This window comes from Nocardioides sp. QY071, assembly GCF_029961765.1.
GTDB lineage: Bacteria > Actinomycetota > Actinomycetes > Propionibacteriales > Nocardioidaceae > Nocardioides.
In genome coordinates, this window is record NZ_CP124681.1 from 1,189,079 (window position 1) to 1,209,009 (window position 19,931).

At 72.3% G+C, this 19,931-nt stretch carries 17 protein-coding genes; 8 read left to right on the plus strand and 9 right to left on the minus strand.

Annotated features, from left to right (window positions below):
• Window positions 1-10: 10 nt before the first annotated feature.
• The gene (locus tag QI633_RS05605) at window positions 11-1,060 is read right to left on the minus strand and encodes a glycosyltransferase (RefSeq protein ID WP_282428369.1); all 1,050 of its coding nucleotides are present in this window, start codon (window positions 1,058-1,060) and stop codon (window positions 11-13) included.
• A 107-nt stretch (window positions 1,061-1,167) separates the two neighbouring features.
• Between QI633_RS05605 and QI633_RS05610 the strand changes: the two genes are divergently transcribed.
• On the plus strand, window positions 1,168-1,548 hold the full coding sequence (locus tag QI633_RS05610; protein ID WP_282428370.1) for a VOC family protein: 381 nt from the start codon (window positions 1,168-1,170) through the stop codon (window positions 1,546-1,548).
• A gap of 1 nt (window position 1,549) precedes the next feature.
• On the opposite strand, the gene QI633_RS05615 is transcribed toward QI633_RS05610, so the two are convergent.
• Window positions 1,550-1,972, minus strand: coding sequence for a hypothetical protein (locus QI633_RS05615; RefSeq protein WP_282428371.1), 423 nt, complete (start codon window positions 1,970-1,972; stop codon window positions 1,550-1,552).
• A 246-nt stretch (window positions 1,973-2,218) separates the two neighbouring features.
• Here QI633_RS05615 and QI633_RS05620 point away from each other — a divergent pair, with 246 nt between their 5' ends.
• The 5 genes from QI633_RS05620 (at window position 2,219) to QI633_RS05640 (ending at window position 8,974) form a co-directional block, all read left to right on the plus strand.
• A complete protein-coding gene (locus QI633_RS05620; protein ID WP_260806186.1) occupies window positions 2,219-3,952 on the plus strand; it encodes a methylmalonyl-CoA mutase family protein in 1,734 nt (577 codons plus the stop codon).
• On the plus strand, window positions 3,949-6,114 hold the full coding sequence (gene scpA, locus QI633_RS05625; RefSeq protein ID WP_141800035.1) for a methylmalonyl-CoA mutase: 2,166 nt from the start codon (window positions 3,949-3,951) through the stop codon (window positions 6,112-6,114). The genes QI633_RS05620 and scpA overlap by 4 nt, the downstream gene beginning before the upstream one ends.
• Window positions 6,115-6,116: 2 nt before the next feature.
• Window positions 6,117-7,106 (plus strand): methylmalonyl Co-A mutase-associated GTPase MeaB, encoded by a 990-nt coding sequence (meaB, locus tag QI633_RS05630; protein ID WP_141800034.1) that lies wholly within the window; start codon window positions 6,117-6,119, stop codon window positions 7,104-7,106.
• A gap of 19 nt (window positions 7,107-7,125) precedes the next feature.
• Window positions 7,126-8,310 carry an amidohydrolase gene (locus tag QI633_RS05635; protein WP_260806179.1) on the plus strand — a complete coding sequence of 395 codons (1,185 nt, stop codon included), beginning with the start codon at window positions 7,126-7,128 and terminating at the stop codon, window positions 8,308-8,310.
• A 64-nt stretch (window positions 8,311-8,374) separates the two neighbouring features.
• Window positions 8,375-8,974, plus strand: a complete 600-nt coding sequence (locus tag QI633_RS05640) for a DUF3060 domain-containing protein (RefSeq protein ID WP_141800033.1) — start codon at window positions 8,375-8,377, stop codon at window positions 8,972-8,974.
• A gap of 60 nt (window positions 8,975-9,034) precedes the next feature.
• On the opposite strand, the gene QI633_RS05645 is transcribed toward QI633_RS05640, so the two are convergent.
• The 4 genes from QI633_RS05645 to QI633_RS05660 all read right to left on the minus strand — a co-directional run bounded on the left by QI633_RS05645 (window position 9,035) and on the right by QI633_RS05660 (window position 14,242).
• The gene (locus QI633_RS05645; RefSeq protein ID WP_282428372.1) at window positions 9,035-10,327 is read right to left on the minus strand and encodes an ABC transporter permease; all 1,293 of its coding nucleotides are present in this window, start codon (window positions 10,325-10,327) and stop codon (window positions 9,035-9,037) included.
• Complete coding sequence (locus tag QI633_RS05650; protein ID WP_260806176.1) at window positions 10,324-11,535, minus strand: ABC transporter permease; 1,212 nt, start codon at window positions 11,533-11,535, stop codon at window positions 10,324-10,326. Before QI633_RS05650 ends, QI633_RS05645 begins: the two co-directional genes overlap by 4 nt.
• Complete coding sequence (locus QI633_RS05655; protein ID WP_141800031.1) at window positions 11,532-13,046, minus strand: ABC transporter ATP-binding protein; 1,515 nt, start codon at window positions 13,044-13,046, stop codon at window positions 11,532-11,534. The genes QI633_RS05650 and QI633_RS05655 overlap by 4 nt, the downstream gene beginning before the upstream one ends.
• Before the next feature lie 104 nt (window positions 13,047-13,150).
• Window positions 13,151-14,242: a BMP family ABC transporter substrate-binding protein gene (locus QI633_RS05660; RefSeq protein WP_260806174.1), complete on the minus strand. Its 1,092-nt coding sequence runs from the start codon at window positions 14,240-14,242 to the stop codon at window positions 13,151-13,153.
• Window positions 14,243-14,395: 153 nt separating this feature from the next.
• On the opposite strand from QI633_RS05660, the gene QI633_RS05665 reads away from it, so the two are divergent.
• Window positions 14,396-14,854 carry a cytidine deaminase gene (locus tag QI633_RS05665; protein ID WP_141800030.1) on the plus strand — a complete coding sequence of 153 codons (459 nt, stop codon included), beginning with the start codon at window positions 14,396-14,398 and terminating at the stop codon, window positions 14,852-14,854.
• Window positions 14,851-16,137, plus strand: coding sequence for a thymidine phosphorylase (locus tag QI633_RS05670; RefSeq protein ID WP_282428373.1), 1,287 nt, complete (start codon window positions 14,851-14,853; stop codon window positions 16,135-16,137). Before QI633_RS05665 ends, QI633_RS05670 begins: the two co-directional genes overlap by 4 nt.
• Before the next feature lie 74 nt (window positions 16,138-16,211).
• Here QI633_RS05670 and QI633_RS05675 read toward each other — a convergent pair whose 3' ends face one another.
• The 3 genes from QI633_RS05675 to QI633_RS05685 are packed head-to-tail and all read right to left on the minus strand — an operon-like array spanning window position 16,212 to window position 19,833.
• Entirely contained in the window at window positions 16,212-17,624 is a 1,413-nt protein-coding gene (locus tag QI633_RS05675) for a DUF1116 domain-containing protein (protein ID WP_141800028.1), read from the minus strand.
• The gene (locus tag QI633_RS05680) at window positions 17,621-19,090 is read right to left on the minus strand and encodes an FdrA family protein (RefSeq protein WP_282428374.1); all 1,470 of its coding nucleotides are present in this window, start codon (window positions 19,088-19,090) and stop codon (window positions 17,621-17,623) included. Before QI633_RS05680 ends, QI633_RS05675 begins: the two co-directional genes overlap by 4 nt.
• On the minus strand, window positions 19,087-19,833 hold the full coding sequence (locus QI633_RS05685; protein ID WP_282428375.1) for a DUF2877 domain-containing protein: 747 nt from the start codon (window positions 19,831-19,833) through the stop codon (window positions 19,087-19,089). The genes QI633_RS05680 and QI633_RS05685 overlap by 4 nt, the downstream gene beginning before the upstream one ends.
• Between the last annotated feature and the right edge of the window lie 98 nt (window positions 19,834-19,931).

Consider the following 19,931-nt stretch of genomic DNA (forward strand, 5'->3'; position numbering starts at 1 on the left):
CGGCTGAGGCTCAGGCCACGACCGGCGCCGGCAGCGGGTACGCCGAGGAGACCAGGTCGTCGACCGCGTCGGCCCAGGTACGACGCAGCGCCCGCTCCCGGCCGGCCGCACCGAGCAGGTGACGGTGCGGGTCGGCGGCCACCGCGGTGACGGCGCGGACCAGGTCGCGGGGGTCTGCGGCGTCGTACAGGACACCGGTCTGCAGGTGCTCGACGACATCGCGCGCGCCGCCGGCCCGGGGCGCGACGACCGGGACGCCGGAGGCGCCCGCCTCGCGCAGTGCATGGCAGTCGGTCTCGTGCTCGCCGGGGTGGACGAGGACGTCGAGGGTCGGCAGCGCCACCGTCAGGTCGCCCACCGCGAGCGGGCCGGTGAACCGGGCCTGCGGCAGCCGGCGGGCCAGCCACTCCCGGTCCGGGCCGCCGCCGATCACGACCAGGCGGATGCTGGGGACCTCGGCCAGGGCCGCCAGGCGTCGTACGCCGGCCGCCTTGTGGAGCCCTCCGACGTACCCGACGACGACCTGGCCGTCGCCGGACTTCGCGCGTGACCAGGACTGGTGCAGCCACGGGTCGCGCAGCGTGGGGGTGAAGGCGAGCGGGTCGACGCCCGGCTCCCAGAGTGCGGCCTCGACACCGAGCTCCGCGGCCCGGCCGACCATCCACGGTGAGGTGACCAGGACCCGGTCGGCGCGCTCGGCGACCTTGGCCCGCCAGTAGTCGGCGGCCAGGTCGAGCACCGGCGACTGCTCGACCGCGAGGGTCGGTACGCCGGCCCGCGCAGCGTGCTTGAGCGCCTTGCGGCCGACGGCACGGGGGGAGTGGACCTGGACCAGGTCGGGCGCGAACCGGTCGATCGCCTCGCGCAGCTGGGCGCCGGTCGGCTCCAGGGGTCGGACCCGCACGACGTCGCAGCCGCGGTAGCTCGCCAGGCCCGGGCCGGGTGCGATGATCTGCACGACGTGGCCACGGTCGACCAGGCGGTCCACGGTCGCCTTCAGGGTCGTGGTGGTGCAGTCGAGCGCCGGGTAGAACGACTCGGTGGCCAGGACGATCCTCATGCCACCCACGGTGGGCGGCCGACATGTCGAGACGTCACCGGTCGGGTGGCGCAGGGGTGAACGGTCGGGACGAACGCTTGTCGGTGCTCGCGCCTAGGTTGGTCGGCATGGACATGAAGCTCGAGCTGGTTGCCGTGCCCGTGACCGACGTGGACCGGGCCAAGGAGTTCTACGTGCGCGCCGGCTTCAACGCCGACCACGACCACACCGTCAGCGAGGAGGTCCGGTTCGTGCAGCTCACGCCGCCGGGCTCGGCCTGCTCGATCGCGATCGGCAAGGGCCTGACCACCATGACGCCCGGTTCGCTCGACAACCTGCAGATGGTGGTCGCCGACGCCGACGCGATCCGTGCGGACCTGGCCGGTCGCGGCATCGACGTGTCGGCGATCGACGACCAGCCGTGGGGCCGGTTCGTCTACTTCGCCGATCCCGACGGCAACCGTTGGGCCCTCCAGCAGCTGCCCGACTGGTCGGCGAACGCAGGCTGAGTCACTCGCCGTCGTCGTCGGCGCCGACCGTCCGCGGAGGCAGCCGGCCCTCCCCGATGGCGTGGGCGACCTCGCGGATCCGCTCGCCGCTCTCGCGCCAGTCCCCGGACGGGGCGTCCCACCAGATCGTGAAGCCGCGGCGGGCCTCGATGGTCCAGTGCGCGCCGAGGGCGACCCGGGCCAGCGCGGCGAACGGGATCAGCAGCAGGAGCAGCACGAACTCGAACGCCACGAACAGCGCGAGGATGATGAAGGGCAGCGCGAGGACCAGCAGCACGATCGCGATGACCGCGCTCACCGGGTCGTCGCCGAGCCCGTTCAACCCGTCGAGCGGGCCGGTCCCGGCCGAGCGCAGGCGTCGGCGCCACGGCACCCAACGCCGGGTCACGCGCCAGGTCCCGCCTTCCGGGTCACGTACCTTCACGCGGTGGATCGTAGGGGGTCGGCGGGACAGGGCCCTGTAGCTGCGAGCCGAGCGTCTGCATCGGTGGGTCGCCGCGGCCGCCAGGGCAGCCAGCGGCGGGTGACCCGCCACGTCCGTCCCTCGGGATCGACCACCTTCATGGGCAGAACCTAACGAGTGCTTGGTGAGCCTGCGGCTACCTCCGGGTAGCCGGAGATATCTCACACCTCGGTAACAGGGGCGCTGTCACGGATAGGCTTGCCGCTTGTGACTGACTCGCCCCTGACGCTGGCGCAGCCCGAGGACGCGCACACGCGCGCCGAGTGGGAGGCCGCCACCGCCGCCGTGCTGCGCAAACAGCGCAAGCTCAGCGACAGCGACCCCGACAGCGCCGTGTGGGACAAGCTGACCCGCACCACCCTCGACGGCATCGGCATCACGCCGCTCGGCCTGCCCGGCGGCCCCGCGACCGCCGTACGTCCCACGCGTCACGGTGCGTGGGACATCCGCAGCCTGGTCTCCGGCCCCGACGCCAAGCTCGTCAACGAGGCGGCGCTGGTCGACCTCGACGGCGGTGTGACCAGCCTGTGGCTGGCCGCCGACGCCGACACCGACGTGGCCGCGACGCTGAAGGACGTGCTGCTCGACCTGGCCCCCGTCGTCCTCGATGCCCCGTCGGCGACGACGAAGGTGGCCGAGGCCTTCCTGGCCCTGCCCGGCGCCAAGCACCCCGACAGCAACCTCGGCATCGACCCGCTCGGCGTCATGCTGCGCGACATCCCGCTGGCGGTCGACGAGGCCGTCGCCGAGCTGCAGTCGCTGGCCCGCAAGGCCGACCAGAACGACGTCCGCGCGATCGTCGTCGATGCGACCGCCGCCCACGACCTCGGCGCCAGCGACGCCCAGGAGCTCGGCTGGTCGATCGCCGCCGGCGTCGCCTACCTGCGCTGGCTCACCGACCACGGCCTGTCCGTGGCCGACGCGGCCGGCCAGGTGGAGTTCCGCTACGCCGCCACCGACGAGCAGTTCCCGACCATCGCCAAGCTGCGCGCGGCGCGCGTGCTGTGGGCGCGCGTGCTCGAGCTGAGCGGGGTCGAGGCGCCGGTCGCCCAGCGCCAGCACGCGGTCACCAGCCGGCCGATGCTCAGCAAGTACGACCCCTACGTCAACATGCTGCGCGGCACCGTCGCGGCCTTCGCCGCCGGCGTCGGTGGCGCCGACGCGGTCACCGTGCTGCCCTTCGACAGCGCCAACGGCCGCCCCGACGGGTTCGGTCGCCGGATCGCGCGCAACGTCAACCACCTGCTCATCGACGAGTCCCACGTCGCCGCGGTCGCCGACCCGGCCGGCGGTGCGTACGCCGTCGAGCAGCTCACCGCCGACCTGGCGGCCGCCGGCTGGGCGGAGTTCCAGCAGCTCGAGTCCGAGTGGGAGGGCGGCCACGACTTCGACCCGTTCCGCGCCCGGATCGCCGCCGTCGTGGAGAAGCGCGAGGCCGACATCGCCCGTCGCAAGCGGCCGCTGACCGGCGTCAGCGAGTTCCCGAACCTCGGCGAGACCCTGCCCGAGCGCGCCGCCGACCCGCTCAACGACCGGGTCCGCCGCTACGGCGCGTCGTTCGAGGCACTGCGCGACGAGCCGGCCGCCCGGCCGGTCTTCCTCGCCACGCTCGGCACCATCGCCCAGCACACCGCCCGCGCCACCTTCGTGAGCAACCTGCTCGCCGCCGGCGGCATCGCGGTCGAGGTCGCCGGTGCGACCGCGGGTGTCGAGGACCTCACCCGCGCGTACGCCGGCCAGCCAGTCGTCTGCCTCGCCGGCACCGACGCCGCCTACGGTGAGTGGGGTGCCGCCGCGATCGCAGCCCTCCGCGAGGCGGGCGCACAGCACGTGATCATCGCCGGGAAGCCCGATGCCGTGGACGCGGAGGTCGACGACGCCGCTGCGCTGGGCGTGGACGCCCTGGCGTTCCTGACCGCCACGAGGGAGAAGCTGGCATGAGCGTTCCGAAGAGCTTCGCGGGCCTGGCGCTCGCTGCCGACCAGGCCGCGGCCGCCGCGCCCAACCCGCCGCAGGGCGAGGGCTGGAAGAGCCCCGAGGGCATCGAGATCGCGCCGTCGTACGGCCCCGAGGACCTCGCCGGCCTCGACGCGCTCGACACCTACCCGGGCCTGAGCCCGTTCCTGCGCGGGCCGTACCCGACGATGTACACCACGCAGCCGTGGACGATCCGGCAGTACGCCGGCTTCTCCACCGCCGAGGAGTCCAACGCCTTCTACCGCCGCAACCTCGCGGCCGGGCAGAAGGGCCTGTCGGTCGCCTTCGACCTCGCGACCCACCGCGGCTACGACTCCGACCACCCCCGGGTGCGCGGCGACGTCGGCATGGCGGGTGTCGCGATCGACTCGATCTACGACACCCGCACCCTGTTCGACGGCATCCCGCTGGACCAGATGTCCGTCTCGATGACGATGAACGGCGCGGTGCTCCCGGTGCTCGCGCTCTACATCGCCGCGGCCGAGGAGCAGGGGGTGAAGCCGGAGCAGCTCTCGGGGACCATCCAGAACGACATCCTCAAGGAGTTCATGGTCCGCAACACCTACATCTACCCGCCGGCGCCGTCGATGCGGATCATCTCCGACATCTTCGCGTACACCAGCCAGAGGATGCCGCGGTTCAACTCGATCTCGATCTCCGGCTACCACATGCAGGAGGCCGGGGCGACCGCCGACCTCGAGCTGGCCTACACGCTGGCCGACGGCGTCGAGTACATCCGCGCCGGTCTCGAGTCGGGCCTGACCATCGACCAGTTCGCGCCGCGACTGTCCTTCTTCTGGGCGATCGGCATGAACTTCTACATGGAGGTCGCCAAGATGCGCGCGGCCCGGGCGCTGTGGAGCCGGCTGGTGCGCCAGTTCGACCCGCAGAACCCCAAGTCGCTGTCACTGCGCACCCATTCGCAGACCTCCGGCTGGTCGCTGACGGCGCAGGACGTGTTCAACAACGTCGGGCGCACCGCGATCGAGGCCATGGCTGCGACCCAGGGCCACACCCAGTCGCTGCACACCAACGCCCTGGACGAGGCGATCGCGCTGCCGACCGACTTCTCGGCCCGCATCGCGCGCAACACCCAGCTGCTGCTGCAGCAGGAGAGCGGTACGACGTACTCCATCGACCCGTGGGCCGGCTCCTACTACGTCGAGAAGCTCACCCACGACCTCGCCGAGCGAGCGTGGGCGCACATCCAGGAGGCCGAGGCCGCCGGTGGCATGGCCGCCGCGATCGAGCAGGGCATCCCGAAGATGCGCATCGAGGAGGCCGCCGCCCGCACCCAGGCGCGGATCGACTCGGGCTCGCAGAAGGTGATCGGCGTCAACACCTTCCGGCTGCCGGCCGAGGACCCGCTCGAGGTGCTCAAGGTCGACAACGACGAGGTCTACCGCCAGCAGGTCGCCAAGCTCGAGCGGCTGCGTGCCGAGCGCAACGGCGCCGATGTCGAGGCCGCCCTGCACGCCCTGACCCGCAGCGCCGAGAGCGGCGACGGCAACCTGCTCGACCTGGCCGTCAGCGCCGCCCGTGCCAAGGCCACGGTCGGTGAGATCTCCGACGCGATGGAGAAGGTCTACGGGCGCCACCAGGCGGTCATTCGTACGATCAGCGGCGTGTATCGCGACGAGGCCGACCTGGCCAACGACGGCGAGGGGGACACCCTCGTCGCCCAGGCCCGCCAGGCGACCGACGAGTTCGCCGAGGAGGAGGGCCGCCGGCCCCGCATCCTGGTGGCCAAGATGGGCCAGGACGGCCACGACCGCGGCCAGAAGGTCGTCGTGTCGGCCTTCGCCGACCTCGGCTTCGACGTCGACGTGGGCCCGCTGTTCTCCACGCCCGAGGAGGTCGCGCAGCAGGCGATCGACGCCGACGTGCACATCGTCGGTGTCTCGTCGCTCGCCGCGGGCCACCTCACCCTGCTGCCCGCGCTGAAGACGGCGCTGGCCGAGCAGGGCCGTGACGACATCATGGTCGTCATCGGAGGCGTGATCCCGCCGGACGACGTCCCCACCCTCAAGGAGATGGGCGCCGCGGCGGTGTTCCTCCCCGGCACGGTGATCGCGGAGTCCGCGCTCGACCTGCTGGCGAGGCTGCGGACGACCCTCGGGCACTGAGCATGCAGGTCGACGACCTGCTCGACGGCCTGCGTGCCGGGCACCGCGCCACCATGGCGCGGGCCATCACGCTGGTCGAGTCGACCGCGCCCCGGCACCGCCGGACCGCCCGTGAGCTGCTGACGGCTCTGGCCACCGACGCCCCGACCCGGACGCCCGCCGTACGCGTCGGCATCTCGGGCGTGCCCGGCGTCGGCAAGTCGACCTTCATCGAGGCGCTCGGCGGCCTGCTCACGGCCGCCGGGCACAAGGTCGGCGTGCTCGCCGTCGACCCGTCGTCGGTGCGCACCGGCGGCTCGGTCCTCGGCGACAAGACCCGGATGGCCACGCTGTCGGCGCACCCGAACGCGTTCATCCGGCCCTCACCGTCCGCCGGCACCCTCGGCGGTGTCGCCCGCGCCACCACGCAGGCGATGGCCGTCCTCGAGGCAGCCGGGTACGACGTCGTCCTGGTCGAGACCGTCGGCGTCGGCCAGTCCGAGGTCACCGTGGCCGGCATGGTCGACACCTTCTTGTTCCTCACCCTGGCCCGCACCGGCGACCAGCTGCAGGGCATCAAGAAGGGGATCTTGGAGATCGCCGACGTGATCGCGGTCAACAAGGCCGATCCCGACGACCCCGCCCGCGAGCAGGAGGCCCGGGTGGCCGCCCGCGACCTCGCCGGTGCGCTGCGGCTGGTCCGCGGCCACGCCGAGTGGGCGCCGCCGGTCGTCACCTGCTCCGGCCTCACCGGCGCCCGCGTCGACGAGGTGTGGGACCAGGTCCTCAAGCACCGCGACCATCTCGGCGCCGACGGGCTGGCCCACAAGCGCGCCGAGCAGCAGCTCGACTTCACCTGGGCGCTGGTCCGCGACGAGCTGGACCAGCGGCTGCGGCACAGCGCCGGCGTCCGGGCGGTCCAGGCCGACGTACGCGCGGCGCTGCTGGCCGGCGAGCTCACCGCGCCGCTGGCGGCGGACCGCCTGCTGGCGGCCTACGACACCGATCACTGACGCGACATAGGCTGGGCACGTGGTGGATGCAGCGCTGACCCTGGTCGACTCCGCCGTCGCGAAGTACGACGACGAGCTGGTCGAGCTGCGCCGTGACCTCCACCGGCACCCTGAGGTGTCCTGGCAGGAGCAGCGCACCTCCGAGCGGGTGATCGAGCATCTCGAGCGCGCCGGCTGGCGGATCAGCCGGATGCCGCGCAGCGGCGTGATCGCCGACCTGGGGGAGGCGGGCCCGACCGTCGCGCTCCGTGCCGACCTCGACGCGCTGCCCGTCGCCGACCTGACCACCGACCCATGGACCAGCAGCGTGCCCGGCGTGGCCCACGCGTGCGGGCACGACGTGCACACCAGCGCGCTCGTCGGCGCCGGTCACGCGCTCGCCGAGCTGCACGCCCAGGGCCTGCTCCGCGGCCGGGTGCGGCTGCTCTTCCAGCCGGCCGAGGAGGTCATGCCCGGCGGTGCCCGCCACCTGATCAACCACGGCGCGATCGAGGGGGTCGAGCGGATCTTCGCGCTCCACTGCGACCCGTCGGTCGACGTGGGCGCGGTCGGCCTGCGGTCCGGCCCGATCACCAGCGCGGCCGACCGCATCGACGTACGCCTCGAGGGCAACGGCGGGCACACCTCGCGCCCCCACCTCACCGGCGACCTGACCTTCGCGCTGGCCAAGATCACCAGCGAGCTGCCGGCCGTGCTGAGCCGCCGGATGGACCCGCGCGCCGGCGTCAGCGTCGTGTGGGGCATGCTCCGCGCCGGCTCGGCCGCCAACGTGATCCCCGACCACGGCATCGCGAGCGGGACCGTCCGCATCCTCGACGCCGAGGCCTGGGCGTCCTGCGAGGCCGTGGTCCGCGAGGCGGTGCTCGACATCGTGCGCCCCTACGGCGTCACCGCCAACGTCGACTACCTCCAGGGCGTGCCGCCGGTGGTCAACGAGCGGGCCAGCGTCGCGATGGTCGCCGCGGCCGCCGACGACCTGCTCGGCCTGCACCACCGCACCGAGGTCGAGCAGAGCCTCGGGGGAGAGGACTTCGGCTGGTACCTCGAGCAGGTTCCCGGCGCGATGTTCCGCCTCGGCACCCGCAGCCCCGGGGGCCCGACCTTCGACCTCCACCAGGGCGACTTCGAGGTCGACGAGGCGGCGATCGGGTACGGCGCCCGGATGCTGGCCGGCGCCGCCGTGAACGCGCTCGCCCAGGCCTGACCGGGGCCAGATCGGCGCACCCACGGGGGTTTCAGTCCCGCGACTCCTGGCAAGGGTTCACCCCATGTCTCGGAACACGCGTGCCCTGCGCACCCCCGCCGCCCTCGCCACCGCCACCGTCGCCCTGCTGGGCGCGAGCGCCGTCCTCCCGGCCCCGGCCCACGCGGCCGTCACCCTCGACTGCACCGGCGGACCGGTCACGATCGACGACAGCACCGAGGACTACACCCTCACCGGCGCCTGCTCGGCCGTCATCCTCAACGGCAGCAACCTGAGCGTCGCGCTGACCAGCGCCACGACCGTGATGGTCACCGGCGCGAACGTCGACGTCACGGCCACCGGTGCCCTCGGCCCGGTCGTCGTCACCGGCTCCAACAGCTCGGTCACCGCCACCGCCGCGCCCAGCGCGCGCGTCGAGGCCAGCAACGTCGACGTCCGCATCCCGGCCCTCGACCGTGCGGTCCTGATCGGCTCCAACAACAAGGTCGTCGCCGACCAGGGCACCAGGGTCAAGATCAAGGGCTCCAACAACCGGGCCAAGTACCGCGCGCTGCGCAAGGTCGTCGTCCGCGGCGCCAACAACACCGTGAAGGTGCGCACCGGCAAGACCAAGGTGCGCGTCAAGGGCGCCAACAACGTGGTGCGCGTGCACCGCCGCGGCTGACGCCTGCCCGGTGGTTTCGAGGCTCGGCGCTGGGGCGCCTCGCACCTCAACCACCGGCGGTTACCCCTTCCGGTAGGGCACCCCGTCCGCGGCGGGGGCCCGCGAGGCCCCGACCAGGCCGGCGACGGCGACGATCGTGACGACGTACGGCAGCATCAGCATGAACTGGCTGGGCACCGGCGAGCCGATCACCGACAGCGCGAGCTGCAGGTTCGACGCGAAGCCGAACAGCAGCGCGGCGAGAGTCGCGCGGACCGGGTCCCAGCGGCCGAAGATGACGGCGGCGAGGGCGATGTAGCCCGCGCCGTCGGTCATCTCCTCCCCGAACTGCGGCACCGAGACCAGGGTGTACGTCGCGCCGCCGGCGCCGGCGATCAGGCCGGCGATGAGCAGCGTGGTGTAGCGGGTCCGGTTGACCTTGATGCCGACGGTGTCGGCGGCCTTCGGGTGCTCGCCGACGGCGCGGACCCGCAGGCCCCACTTGGTGCGGTAGAGCGCCCAGGCGACGACCGCGACGGCGACGTACATCAGGTAGACGAGGATCGTCTGGCGGAACAGCACCGGGCCGATGATCGGGATGTCGCCGAGGACGGGGATCGGCAGCCGGGAGAAGTGCTCGGGGGCGTTGAGCTTGTCGGGGTTCTCGGTGAGCACCTGGCCGTAGAGGAAGCTGGTCAGGCCGATCACGAGCACGTTGAGGACGACGCCGACGATGACCTGGTCGACGAAGTAGGTGATCGCGAAGAAGCCGAGCACCAGGGCGACCAGCCCACCGGCGACCATCGCGGCGACCAGGCCGCCCCAGGGGGAGCCGACGAGGGTGCCGACCATGGCGGCCGCGAACGCGCCGAACAGCAGCTGGCCGTCGATCGCGATGTTGACGACGCCCGCCCGCTCGCCGAGGACGCCGCCGAGGGCACCGAACACGAGCGGGACGGCGAGGGTGATCGAGCCGCCCAGCAGGCCGACCACGGTCAGGCTGTCGCCGGCCGCGGCCCAGGTGAGGAACGCTGTCACCGCGAGGAAGGCGAACAGGGCGACCAGCCACAGCGGCGTCCGACGCCCGCGGCTGACCAGCAGCGCCGACGCGGCCGTGCACACGGCGAGCAGCACCACCAGCGTCGCGACCGTCGCGGTCGAGGGCAGGGTGATCTCCGGCAGGTCGAAGAAGTCGGTCTCCGCGGCCAGCTGGAACGTGGTGTCGCCGGAGCGGGCGCCGAGGGCGAGCAACAGCGCGACGAGCATCGTGACGACGCCCAGCATGATCGGGGCCTTCAACGCCGTCCGGAGCGGTACGGCGACCGGTTCCGCGGCGTCGGCGGGCACCGGGACGGTCACCTTGGTGTCGCTCATGCCGTCGCCTCCTTCGGCAGCCGGAAGATAGCTCGCACCAGTGGGGGAGCGGCGATGAACAAGACGATGAGCGACTGGATGACCAGCACGATCTCGACCGGGATGCCCTCGGCGGCGGCCATCGAGAAGCCACCGGCCTTCAGGCCGCCGAACAGCAGTCCGGCGGCGAGGATGCCGAGGGGACGGGACCGGCCCAGCAGCGCGACGGTGATGGCGTCGAAGCCGATGCCGGCGTCCAGGTCGACGGTGACGCCGCTGGTCGTCGTACCGAGGATCTGGTTGACGCCGGCCAGGCCGACCAGGCCGCCGGCGATCAGCATCACGATCAGGTAGGTGCGACCGACGTCGATGCCGGCGGCGCGGGCGGCGTCGGGGTTCTCGCCGACGGCGCGGAACCGGAAGCCGAGCGCCGACTTGTTGAGCAGCCACCACACCACGGCGACCGCGACCAGCGCGAGCAGGAAGCCGGCGTGCAGGTTGAACCGGTCGCCGAGCAGCTTGGGCAGGATGACCGACTCGGGCATCGGCTCGGACTTCGGGTTGAGCGAGCCGGGGGCCTGGAGCAGGCCCTGCTTGGAGAGGGCGTAGAAGACCAGGTAGTAGCCGACGTAGTTGAGCATGATCGTGACGATCACCTCGTGGGCGCCGCTCTGCGCCTTGAGGAAGCCGGCGATGCCGGCCCACAGGGCGCCGGCCAGCGCGCCGGCCAGGATCGCCAGCGGCAGGTGCAGCGCCATCGGCAGGTCCATGCTGACCCCGACCCAGCCGGCGGCGGCACCGGCGAGCAGCATCTGGCCGCGGCCACCGATGTTGAACATGCCGGCGCGGAAGGCCAGACCGACGCCCAGGCCGGCCAGGATCAGCGGGCCCGAGAACTTGAGGGTCTCGGTCAGCGGCCGGATCCGGCCCTGGAAGCCGGTGAGGTTGGTGTTGTAGATCGCGCCGCGGAACAGGGCGGTGTAGGCGTCGGAGATCGAGGTCCAGACCGCGCTGAAGAAGTCGCCCGGCCGGGCGCCGATGTAGCCGGCGGTCGTGCGGACGTTCTCGTCGGTCAGCAGGATCATCAGCGAGCCGACGACCACGGCGAGGAAGACCGACAGCACCGCGACCATCGCGTTGCCCGCGACGATCTCGCGCAGCACGCCGTCGAAACGGCTGCGTCCGCCGTCCTGCTTCTGCCCGAACTCGGACTCCATGTCGGTGCTCACGCAGCGGTTCCTTCCGGGCGCTCGCCGGCCATCATCAGGCCGAGGGTCTCGCGGGGTGTGTCGGCCGGCACGATGCCGACCACCTGCCCGCGGTAGAGGACCATGATCCGGTCCGAGAGGGCGACGATCTCGTCGAGCTCGGTGGAGACCAGGAGCACCGGTACGCCGGAGTCGCGGGTCGCCACCACCTGCTTGTGGATGAACTCGATCGAGCCGACGTCGACACCGCGGGTGGGTTGGGCGGCGACGAGCAGGCTGAGGTCGCGGGACAGCTCGCGGGCCACCACGACCTTCTGCTGGTTGCCGCCCGAGAGCTGGCTGGCCGTCGCCTGGATGCCGGAGGCGCGGACGTCGTACTCGACCAGCTTCTGCTGGGCGAAGTCCTCCAGGAAGCCGGAGCGGACGGTGCCCGCGGACACGAACGGCTTGCCGTGGCTGCGGTTGAGCATGAGGTTCTCGGCGATCGTGAATCCACCGACGAGGCCGTCGACCTGACGGTCCTCGGGGATGAAGCCGACGCCCGCGTCGAGGATCTTGCGCACCGACCGGCCGACCAGCTCGTGGTCGCCGAGGCGGATCGACCCGTGGACGTGGGCCTGCAGGCCCATGATCGCCTCGGTGAGCTCGGTCTGGCCGTTGCCCTGGACGCCGGCGACGCCGAGCACCTCGCCCCGTGCGATCGAGAAGCTGATCCCGTCGAGGTGGCTGTGGCCGCTGTCGTCGGTGACCCGCAGGTCGCGTACGACGAGCGCGTCGGGCCCGGGCTGCGCGGGCTCCTTGTGCACCGTCAGCTCGACCGGGCGGCCGACCATCAGCGCGGCCAGCTCGGCGTTGGTGGCGGTCGGGCTGGCCTCGCCGACGACCGCGCCACGGCGGATGACGGTGATCCGGTCGGCGATGGCGCGGACCTCGCGCAGCTTGTGGCTGATGAAGACGATGGCGGTGCCCGATGCGCGCAGCTGGCGCATGATCTCCATCAGCTCGTCGGTCTCCTGGGGCGTGAGCACCGCGGTCGGCTCGTCGAAGACGAGGACGCGGGCGTCGCGGGAGAGCGCCTTGATGATCTCGACGCGCTGCTGGACGCCGACGGGCAGGGTCTCGACCAGGGCGTCGGGGTCCACGTCGAACCCGAACCGCTGGGAGATCTCCCGGACCCGCTGGCGTGCGGCGTCGACGTCGAGGGTGCCGGCGAAGCCGGTGCTCTCGTTGCCGAGCATGACGTTCTCGGCGACGGTGAAGACGGGGACCAGCATGAAGTGCTGGTGCACCATGCCGATGCCGGCGGCCATGGCGTCGCCCGGGCCGGACATCTTGAGCGGTGCGCCGTCGAGGATGATCTCGCCCTCGTCGGCCTGGTAGAGGCCGTAGAGCACGTTCATCAGCGTCGACTTGCCGGCGCCGTTCTCGCCGAGCAGGGCCAGGATCTCGCCCTCGTTGACGGTGAGGGAGATCCGGTCGTTGGCGACCAGGGGGCCGAAGCGCTTGGTGATGCCCCGGAGTTCGAGCGTCATGGAGGGATCCTCTCGGAGCGGACGAGCAGTTGCCAGCAACGCGTCCGGGGGAGGCCGGAAATCCGACCTCCCCCGGACCCTGCGTCAGCGCAGGTGAGCCGTCGTCACTTGTCGAGGTACGACGTCACCGGGATGCTGCCGTCGATGATGCCCTGCTTGACCTTGTCGAGCTCGGCCTGGAGGTCCGGGTTGACCTTGGACTCGAAGTTGTGGAACGGCGCGAGGCCGACACCGTCGTTCTCCAGGGTCCCGACGTAGGCCTCGGGGTCGAAGTTGCCCTTGCCCGCGGCAACGACGGTCTCGATCGTCGAGGTCTTCATGTTCTTCAGGATCGAGGTGAGCACCAGGTCCTGCGTGCTCGGGTCGGTCTCGTAGAAGTCCGCGTCGACACCGATCAGGGCGACGTCCTTGCCGGAGTCCTTGATAGCGGTGAGCGCGCCCTGGTAGATCGGGCCACCGACCGGCAGGATCACGTCGGCGTTCTTGTCGAGGATCGACTTGGCGGTGTTGGTCGCCTTCTCGTTGGCGTCGAAGCCACCGGTGAAGACGCCCTTGTCGTTGCCCTCCCAGCCGATGAGCTTGACGTCCTTGCCCTTCTCCTTGTTGTAGTAGTCGACGCCCTGCTTGAAGCCGTCCATGAAGATGGTGACGGTCGGGAAGGGCTGACCACCGTAGGTGCCGACGGTGCCGGTCTTGGTGTAGTCCGCCGCGGCGTAGCCGGCGAGGAACGCGGCCTGCGCGGTGTCGTACAGGATCGGCTTGATGTTGTCGGCGTCCTTGGTGCCGTCGAAGTCGTTGTCGGCGGCGTCGTCGATGAGGACGTACTCGATGTCGGGGTTGGCCTTGGCGGACTCGACGGTCGCGGCGGAGAGCGCGAAGCCGACGGTCACGATCAGGTCGCAGCCCTGCCCGACGAGGTTCTCGAGGTTGGGCGCGTAGTCCTGGTCCGTCTTCGACTGGACGTCCTTGTAGTCGGTGCCGAGCTCCTTCGCGGCCTCCTTGATGCCCTCGAAGCTGAGCTGGTTGAACGACTTGTCGTCGAAGCCACCCGCGTCGGAGACGATGCAGGGGAGGAAGTCGCTCTTCGCCGAGCCACCCTTCTTGCCCTCGTCGGGGGCATCGCCACAGGCAGCCAGGGCTGCGCTCGCCATGAGCGCCACGGCCGCGGCGGCCGTCGTCCTCTTCCAGGTCTTCACAGATGTCCTCCAGATCGACGCCCGGCTCCGAGGGCAGGGCAAAGGATGTTGCTTCCGGTACTCGGGGTGCATCCTCACCCAAGGAGCGCGCAACGGGAAGCGCATTCGTCGAAACGGTTACCAACTTGGGACATTTCCCGTCGAAACCTGCCCATGCGCAAGATCCTCGCGATCGTCTACGTTGACCTCGTGGTCGACTGGGACACCCTCATGCAGGCGGCGATCGACATCGCCGCGCGGGCCTATGCGCCGTACTCCGGCTATCGGGTGGGTGCCGCCGCGCTCGCCGACGACGGTCGCCTGGTGGTCGGCTGCAACGTCGAGAACGCGGCGTACGGCGTCACGCTGTGCGCCGAGTGCGGGCTCGTGTCGCAGCTGCACGCCACCGGCGGGGGCCGGCTGACCCACTTCGTGTGCGTGAACGGCGCCGGCGACGTGATCATGCCGTGCGGCCGCTGTCGCCAGCTGCTGTGGGAGAACGGCGGTGCCGCGCTCGAGGTGCTGACGCCGCAGGGTGTGCTGGCGATGGACGCCGTGCTGCCGCAGGCGTTCGGGCCGGCCGACCTCGACCGGGTCACCGGCGTGGACACGACTGGTACAAACGCACCGTGAGCACGCACGACGCCGTCGAGGTCATCCACGCCAAGCGGGACGGCAGCAGCCTGTCCACCAGCCAGATCGACTGGATGGTCGACGCCTACACGCGCGGCGCCGTCGCCGACGAGCAGATGTCGTCGCTGCTGATGGCCATCCTGCTCAACGGCATGGACCGGCGCGAGATCGCCGACTGGACCGCGGCGATGATCGCCTCCGGTGAGCGGATGGACTTCTCCTCCCTGTCGCGCCCCACGGCCGACAAGCACTCCACGGGCGGCGTGGGCGACAAGATCACCCTGCCGCTGGCACCGCTCGTCGCGGCGTGCGGGGTCGCCGTACCCCAGCTGTCGGGGCGGGGCCTGGGCCACACCGGCGGCACCCTCGACAAGCTCGAGTCGATCCCCGGGTGGCGGGCGCTGCTGTCCAACGAGGAGATGCTGGCGCAGCTCGAGTCGGTCGGCGCGGTCATCTGCGCCGCCGGTGACGGCCTCGCGCCCGCCGACAAGAAGCTGTACGCGCTGCGCGACGTCACCGGCACCGTCGAGGCGATCCCGCTGATCGCCTCGTCGATCATGAGCAAGAAGATCGCCGAGGGCACCGGCGCGCTGGTGCTGGACGTGAAGGTCGGCTCGGGTGCCTTCATGAAGGACGTCGACAGGGCGCGTGAGCTCGCCGAGGTGATGGTCGCGCTCGGCAAGGATGCCGGCGTGCACACCGTCGCCCTGCTCACCGACATGTCCGTCCCGCTGGGCCTCACCGCCGGCAACGCGATCGAGGTCGCCGAGTCGGTCGAGGTGCTCGCCGGCGGCGGACCGGCCGACGTGGTCGAGCTGACTGTCGCCCTGGCCCGCGAGATGCTCGCCGGCGCCGGCCGCGACGACATCGACCCCGCCGACAAGCTCGCCGACGGGTCCGCGATGGACGCCTGGCGCGCGATGATCTCCGCGCAGGGTGGCGACCCCTCGGCTCCGCTGCCGGTGGCCCGCGAGCAGCACGTGGTCGCCGCGCCGTCCGACGGCGTCCTCACCCGCCTCGACGCCCTCGCCGTCGGCGTGGCCGCCTGGCGCCTCGGCGCCGGCCGCGAGCGCAAGGAGGACCCGGTGCAGGCCGGCGCCGGCGTCGTCTGGCACGCCCGGCCCGGCGACGTCGTACGCGCGGGGGAGCCGCTGTTCACGTTGCACACCGACACGCCCGAGCGGTTCGAGCGGGCGCTTGCGTCGCTGGAGGGTGGCTACGACGTCGCCGCGCCCGGTACGGCGTACACCCCGGGGCCGTTGGTCATCGACCGCGTGAGCTGATCCTGCGCGGCGCCCCATGCGAATTGGTCGCAGATCTGCGCGGATCACGACCAATTCGCATGGGGTGCGAGACTTCAGGAGCCGGCGCGCTCCCGGGTCCGCTCGGCCAGCGCGGCCAGCGCGGCGGGGAAGATCGACGCGGGCGGGGTGACCAGGCCGGCGCCGACCTGGCCGACGCCGGCGACCCTGCCGGCCATGCCGGTGTTGATCTGCGGCAGGATGCCGGTCCGGCACACCGAGGTGACGTCGATGCCGGTCGCGGCGCCGGCGAAGTCGAGCACCGGGATCGGCCAGCGGTCGTTCTCGCCGATCGTGATCTCGCGCATCCGGCGGCTGGTGGCCAGCGCGTCGGGGACGGTGCCGCCGACGAAGCGGACGATCGCGGGCGCGGCGGCCATGGCGAAGCCGCCGATGCCGGCGGTCTCGGTGATGGCCGAGTCGCCGATGTCGGGGTTGGCGTCCTCGGGGCCGTAGTCGCCGAGGAACAGGCCGTCGGCGAGCTGGGCCGGACCGGTGAACCACTGGTCGCCGGTGCCGGAGACCTGGATGCCGAAGTCCGTGCCGTTGCGGGCCATCGCGACGACCATCGTCGAGCCGGGCACGTCGCGCGCCGCGTCGAGCGCGAGCTTGCAGGCCGGCATCGCGACGTTGAGGAAGAAGTGGTCGTTGCCGCCCATGAAGGCGAACGCCTCGGCGACCTCCTCCGAGGAGCGCGAGGAGCGCACCAGCGACGGCGCGATGTCGCGCAGCAGCATCAGCGTGCCGGCGCGGTTGCGGTTGTGGGCCTCGTCGCCCATCTGCAGCATCTGGCCGAGGATCGCGGTGGCGTCGACCGGACCGGCGGCGGAGACGGCCTCGCCGAGCAGCGGGCCGAGCACGTCGCGCATCCAGCGCAGCCGCTCGAGCACCTCGGGACCGTAGGCGCCGTACCGCAGCACCTTGCCGAGGCCCTCGTTCAGCGAGCAGTAGGTACGACGCCCCGTGGCCGGGTCCTCGAGGACGAACATCCACATCGACGGCGAGACCACGCCGGCCATCGGGCCGACGGCGCTGCGGTGGTGGCACGGCTCCAGCGACACCTCGGAGCCGGACGCGAACAGCGCCTCGGCGTCCTCCGGGTCCTCGACCAGGCCCTCGAACGCGGCCGCACCCATCAGCGCGCCCCGCAGCGGACCCGAGGCGCGGGCCCACTCGATCGGCGGGCCGGCGTGCAGGAACTGGCCCTTCTCGAGGCCGAGCAGCTCGGAGGCGGGCGCGACGCCGACGAGCATCGCCTGGACGTCGAGCATCCGGGAGACCGCGAGCGCGTTGGCGTCGCGGCGCAGCGGGTCGGCGGCGACGGTCGCGAGGTCGTCGGCAGTGCCGTCCATCGGGGGTGTCCAGTCGACCCGCTCGACGGCCACGGCCTGGTCGGCGACGGCGGTGGCGAACATGTCGGCGCCGACGGCGGCGACGGCGGCGGGGGCGACGCTGGGCAGGGCGGTCATCGGGCGGCTCCGTTCACGAGGGAGATCGCGCGGCGGGTGGCCGCGGCGTTGGACAGGTGGACCTCGGCGCCGGCGGCGGCGAGCGCCTCGGCCTGGCGGGCGAGGCCCTGCGGGTCGGTCGAGGTGCCGACGCAGGCGACGACGACGGGGACCTCACGCACCGCGCGGGCAGCGGCGATCGCCGGGGCGAGCTCGGCGGCCGGGTCGTCCTGCGCGCCGTGGCCGAGGACGACGTCCATCAGGATGACGGCGGTCGCGGGGTCGGCGGCGACCTTCGCGAGGTGCTCGAGACGCAGGGTCGGGTCGATCATCGGGTGCGCGCGGCCGCGGGTGAGGCCGTCGTCGCCGAAGTCGATCATCACGTGGCCGTCGCTGACGAGGCTCGCGTCGAGCTCCAGGTCCGGCGAGAGCGGGATGTTGCTGCGGATCCCACCGAGCTCGGCCGCCGCGAGCAGCATCGCCTCGTCGCACAGGGTGCCGCCGACGAACAGCCCGCGCAGCGCGCTGCCACCGTCGGGGACAGCGGGGGTGCCCCACACCGGCCACTCCGGTACGGCGACGCCGAGGTCGCCGAGCAGCGCCTCGGTCTGCGTGGTGAGGTCGGGCTGGCCGGCGCCGAGCAGCGCGAAGCGCACCGGCGTGCCGAGGTCGGCGGCGTACTTCTCCACCGAGGCGGCCACCTCGGCCGCGGGCGGCTTGGACACCACGACGACGTGCTCGACCGACGGGTCGGCGTCGAGGCGGTCCAGCGCGGTCCGGGTGGAGATGCCGCCGATGGCTGCGGACAGGTCGCGCCCACCGACGCCGAGCGCGGCGGCGACACCGACACCCGCGGCGTCGAGGAGCGCCAGGACCTGCTGGCACCCGGTGCCGGACGCGGCGACGATGCCGACCCGGCCCGGGGCCACGGTGTTGGCGAAGCCGAGGCCCACGCCGCCGACGACCGCCGTACCGCAGTCGGGCCCCATCACCAGCAGCCCGCGCTCGCGCGCGATCTGCTTCATCGCGAGCTCCTGCTCGACCGGCACGTTGTCGCTGAAGATCATCACGTCGACACCGGCGTCGAGGGCGTCCATCGCCTCGACCAGCGCCGAGGCGCCGGGGACCGACACCAGGGCCAGGTCGCCGCCCGCGCGGCGCAGCGCGGAGGCGGTGGTGCGCGGCGGCGCGGTGACCTCGCCACCCGACGAGTCCTTGCGGGCCGCGGCCAGCGCCGAGTCGACCGCGGCGAGCGCGGCGGGCAGCGCCGACTCGTCGTCGAGGCGCAGCGCCACGACCATGTCGTTGGTGCTGGTGGCGGGCAGCGTGAAGCCCATGCCCTGCAGCACCTCCACGTTCAGCTCGGTGGCCATCGCCACCTGGGCGGCGGCGACACCGGGGGTGGCGGCGACGTCCCGGCTGACCTGCAGCAGCGCGACGCTGTCGGCATAGGCACCGGGTCGGATCTCGACGTGCTGATGCGTCATCGAGTACTCCCTTCAAGGGCTTCGTGGGTGATGGACGGGGAAAGAGCGAGGTCGGCGCCGAGGAGCATCCCGGCGCCGGAGGTGTGGCCGACCGCGAGGAGGCCGGCGACCGCCCCGGTGGTGAGGGCGACGCGGAACGGGGCGATGGCTTCGCCGGCGATCGCGTGTCGCAGCAGGGCCGCGGACAGGCTGGTCGTGCGGGGGAGGTGAGCCTCGACCGCCTCGGCGATCGGCGAGCTGTCGCGCCCGGCAGCCCGGGTCGCGACCAGCCAGCCGGCCAGCACGTCGTCGCCGACCGGGGTGAGCCCGTCGCCGCGGCCGACCAGGGCGGGTACGGCGGCCGGGTCGCCGGCGGCGAGCAGGTCGAGCGCGTCGGTGGCGAGCTGGTCACGGGCGGGGGAGAGGTCGGCCTCGACCGGGGCGAGCGGGGTCGTGAGGCGTGGGACCGCGAAGGAGACCAGGCGGGTCACCGTCACGGACAGCGGGCCGACACGCAGCTCGCCGTCGCCCGCCAGGACCGGGTCGCCCACGGTGGCCTCCGGAAGGCCGGGCAGCGTGGTCAGCACCGCGCAGGGCACGTGCACCGCACCCCGCGCGAGGACGCCGACGACCAGCCCGTCGAGGTCGGCGTACACGGCCTGCCGTCCCGCGTGCACGACCGATCCGGTCACGGTCGGGCCCGCGAGCAGGGCGCGCAGCGTGCCGGAACCGGCACCGCCCACCACTGAATCGACCCTTCTCACCTCTGGGACGCTAACGGCTGGGTAAGGTGCATCGAATGGTGAGCATTGCCAACGTCCGGGCAGAAGTCGGGCAAGAGTTGATAGCCACCGGCGGGGGC

Excerpts from the sequence above, each read along its gene's own strand:
- QI633_RS05605 (WP_282428369.1), bottom strand. The coding sequence starts at position 1,060 with ATGAGGATCGTCCTGGCCACCGAGTCGTTCTACCCGGCGCTCGACTGC.
- QI633_RS05610 (WP_282428370.1), top strand. The coding sequence starts at position 1,168 with ATGGACATGAAGCTCGAGCTGGTTGCCGTGCCCGTGACCGACGTGGAC.
- scpA (WP_141800035.1), top strand. The coding sequence starts at position 3,949 with ATGAGCGTTCCGAAGAGCTTCGCGGGCCTGGCGCTCGCTGCCGACCAG.
- meaB (WP_141800034.1), top strand. The coding sequence starts at position 6,117 with ATGCAGGTCGACGACCTGCTCGACGGCCTGCGTGCCGGGCACCGCGCC.
- QI633_RS05640 (WP_141800033.1), top strand. The coding sequence starts at position 8,375 with ATGTCTCGGAACACGCGTGCCCTGCGCACCCCCGCCGCCCTCGCCACC.
- QI633_RS05645 (WP_282428372.1), bottom strand. The coding sequence starts at position 10,327 with ATGAGCGACACCAAGGTGACCGTCCCGGTGCCCGCCGACGCCGCGGAA.
- QI633_RS05655 (WP_141800031.1), bottom strand. The coding sequence starts at position 13,046 with ATGACGCTCGAACTCCGGGGCATCACCAAGCGCTTCGGCCCCCTGGTC.
- QI633_RS05665 (WP_141800030.1), top strand. The coding sequence starts at position 14,396 with ATGCGCAAGATCCTCGCGATCGTCTACGTTGACCTCGTGGTCGACTGG.
- QI633_RS05675 (WP_141800028.1), bottom strand. The coding sequence starts at position 17,624 with ATGACCGCCCTGCCCAGCGTCGCCCCCGCCGCCGTCGCCGCCGTCGGC.
- QI633_RS05680 (WP_282428374.1), bottom strand. The coding sequence starts at position 19,090 with ATGACGCATCAGCACGTCGAGATCCGACCCGGTGCCTATGCCGACAGC.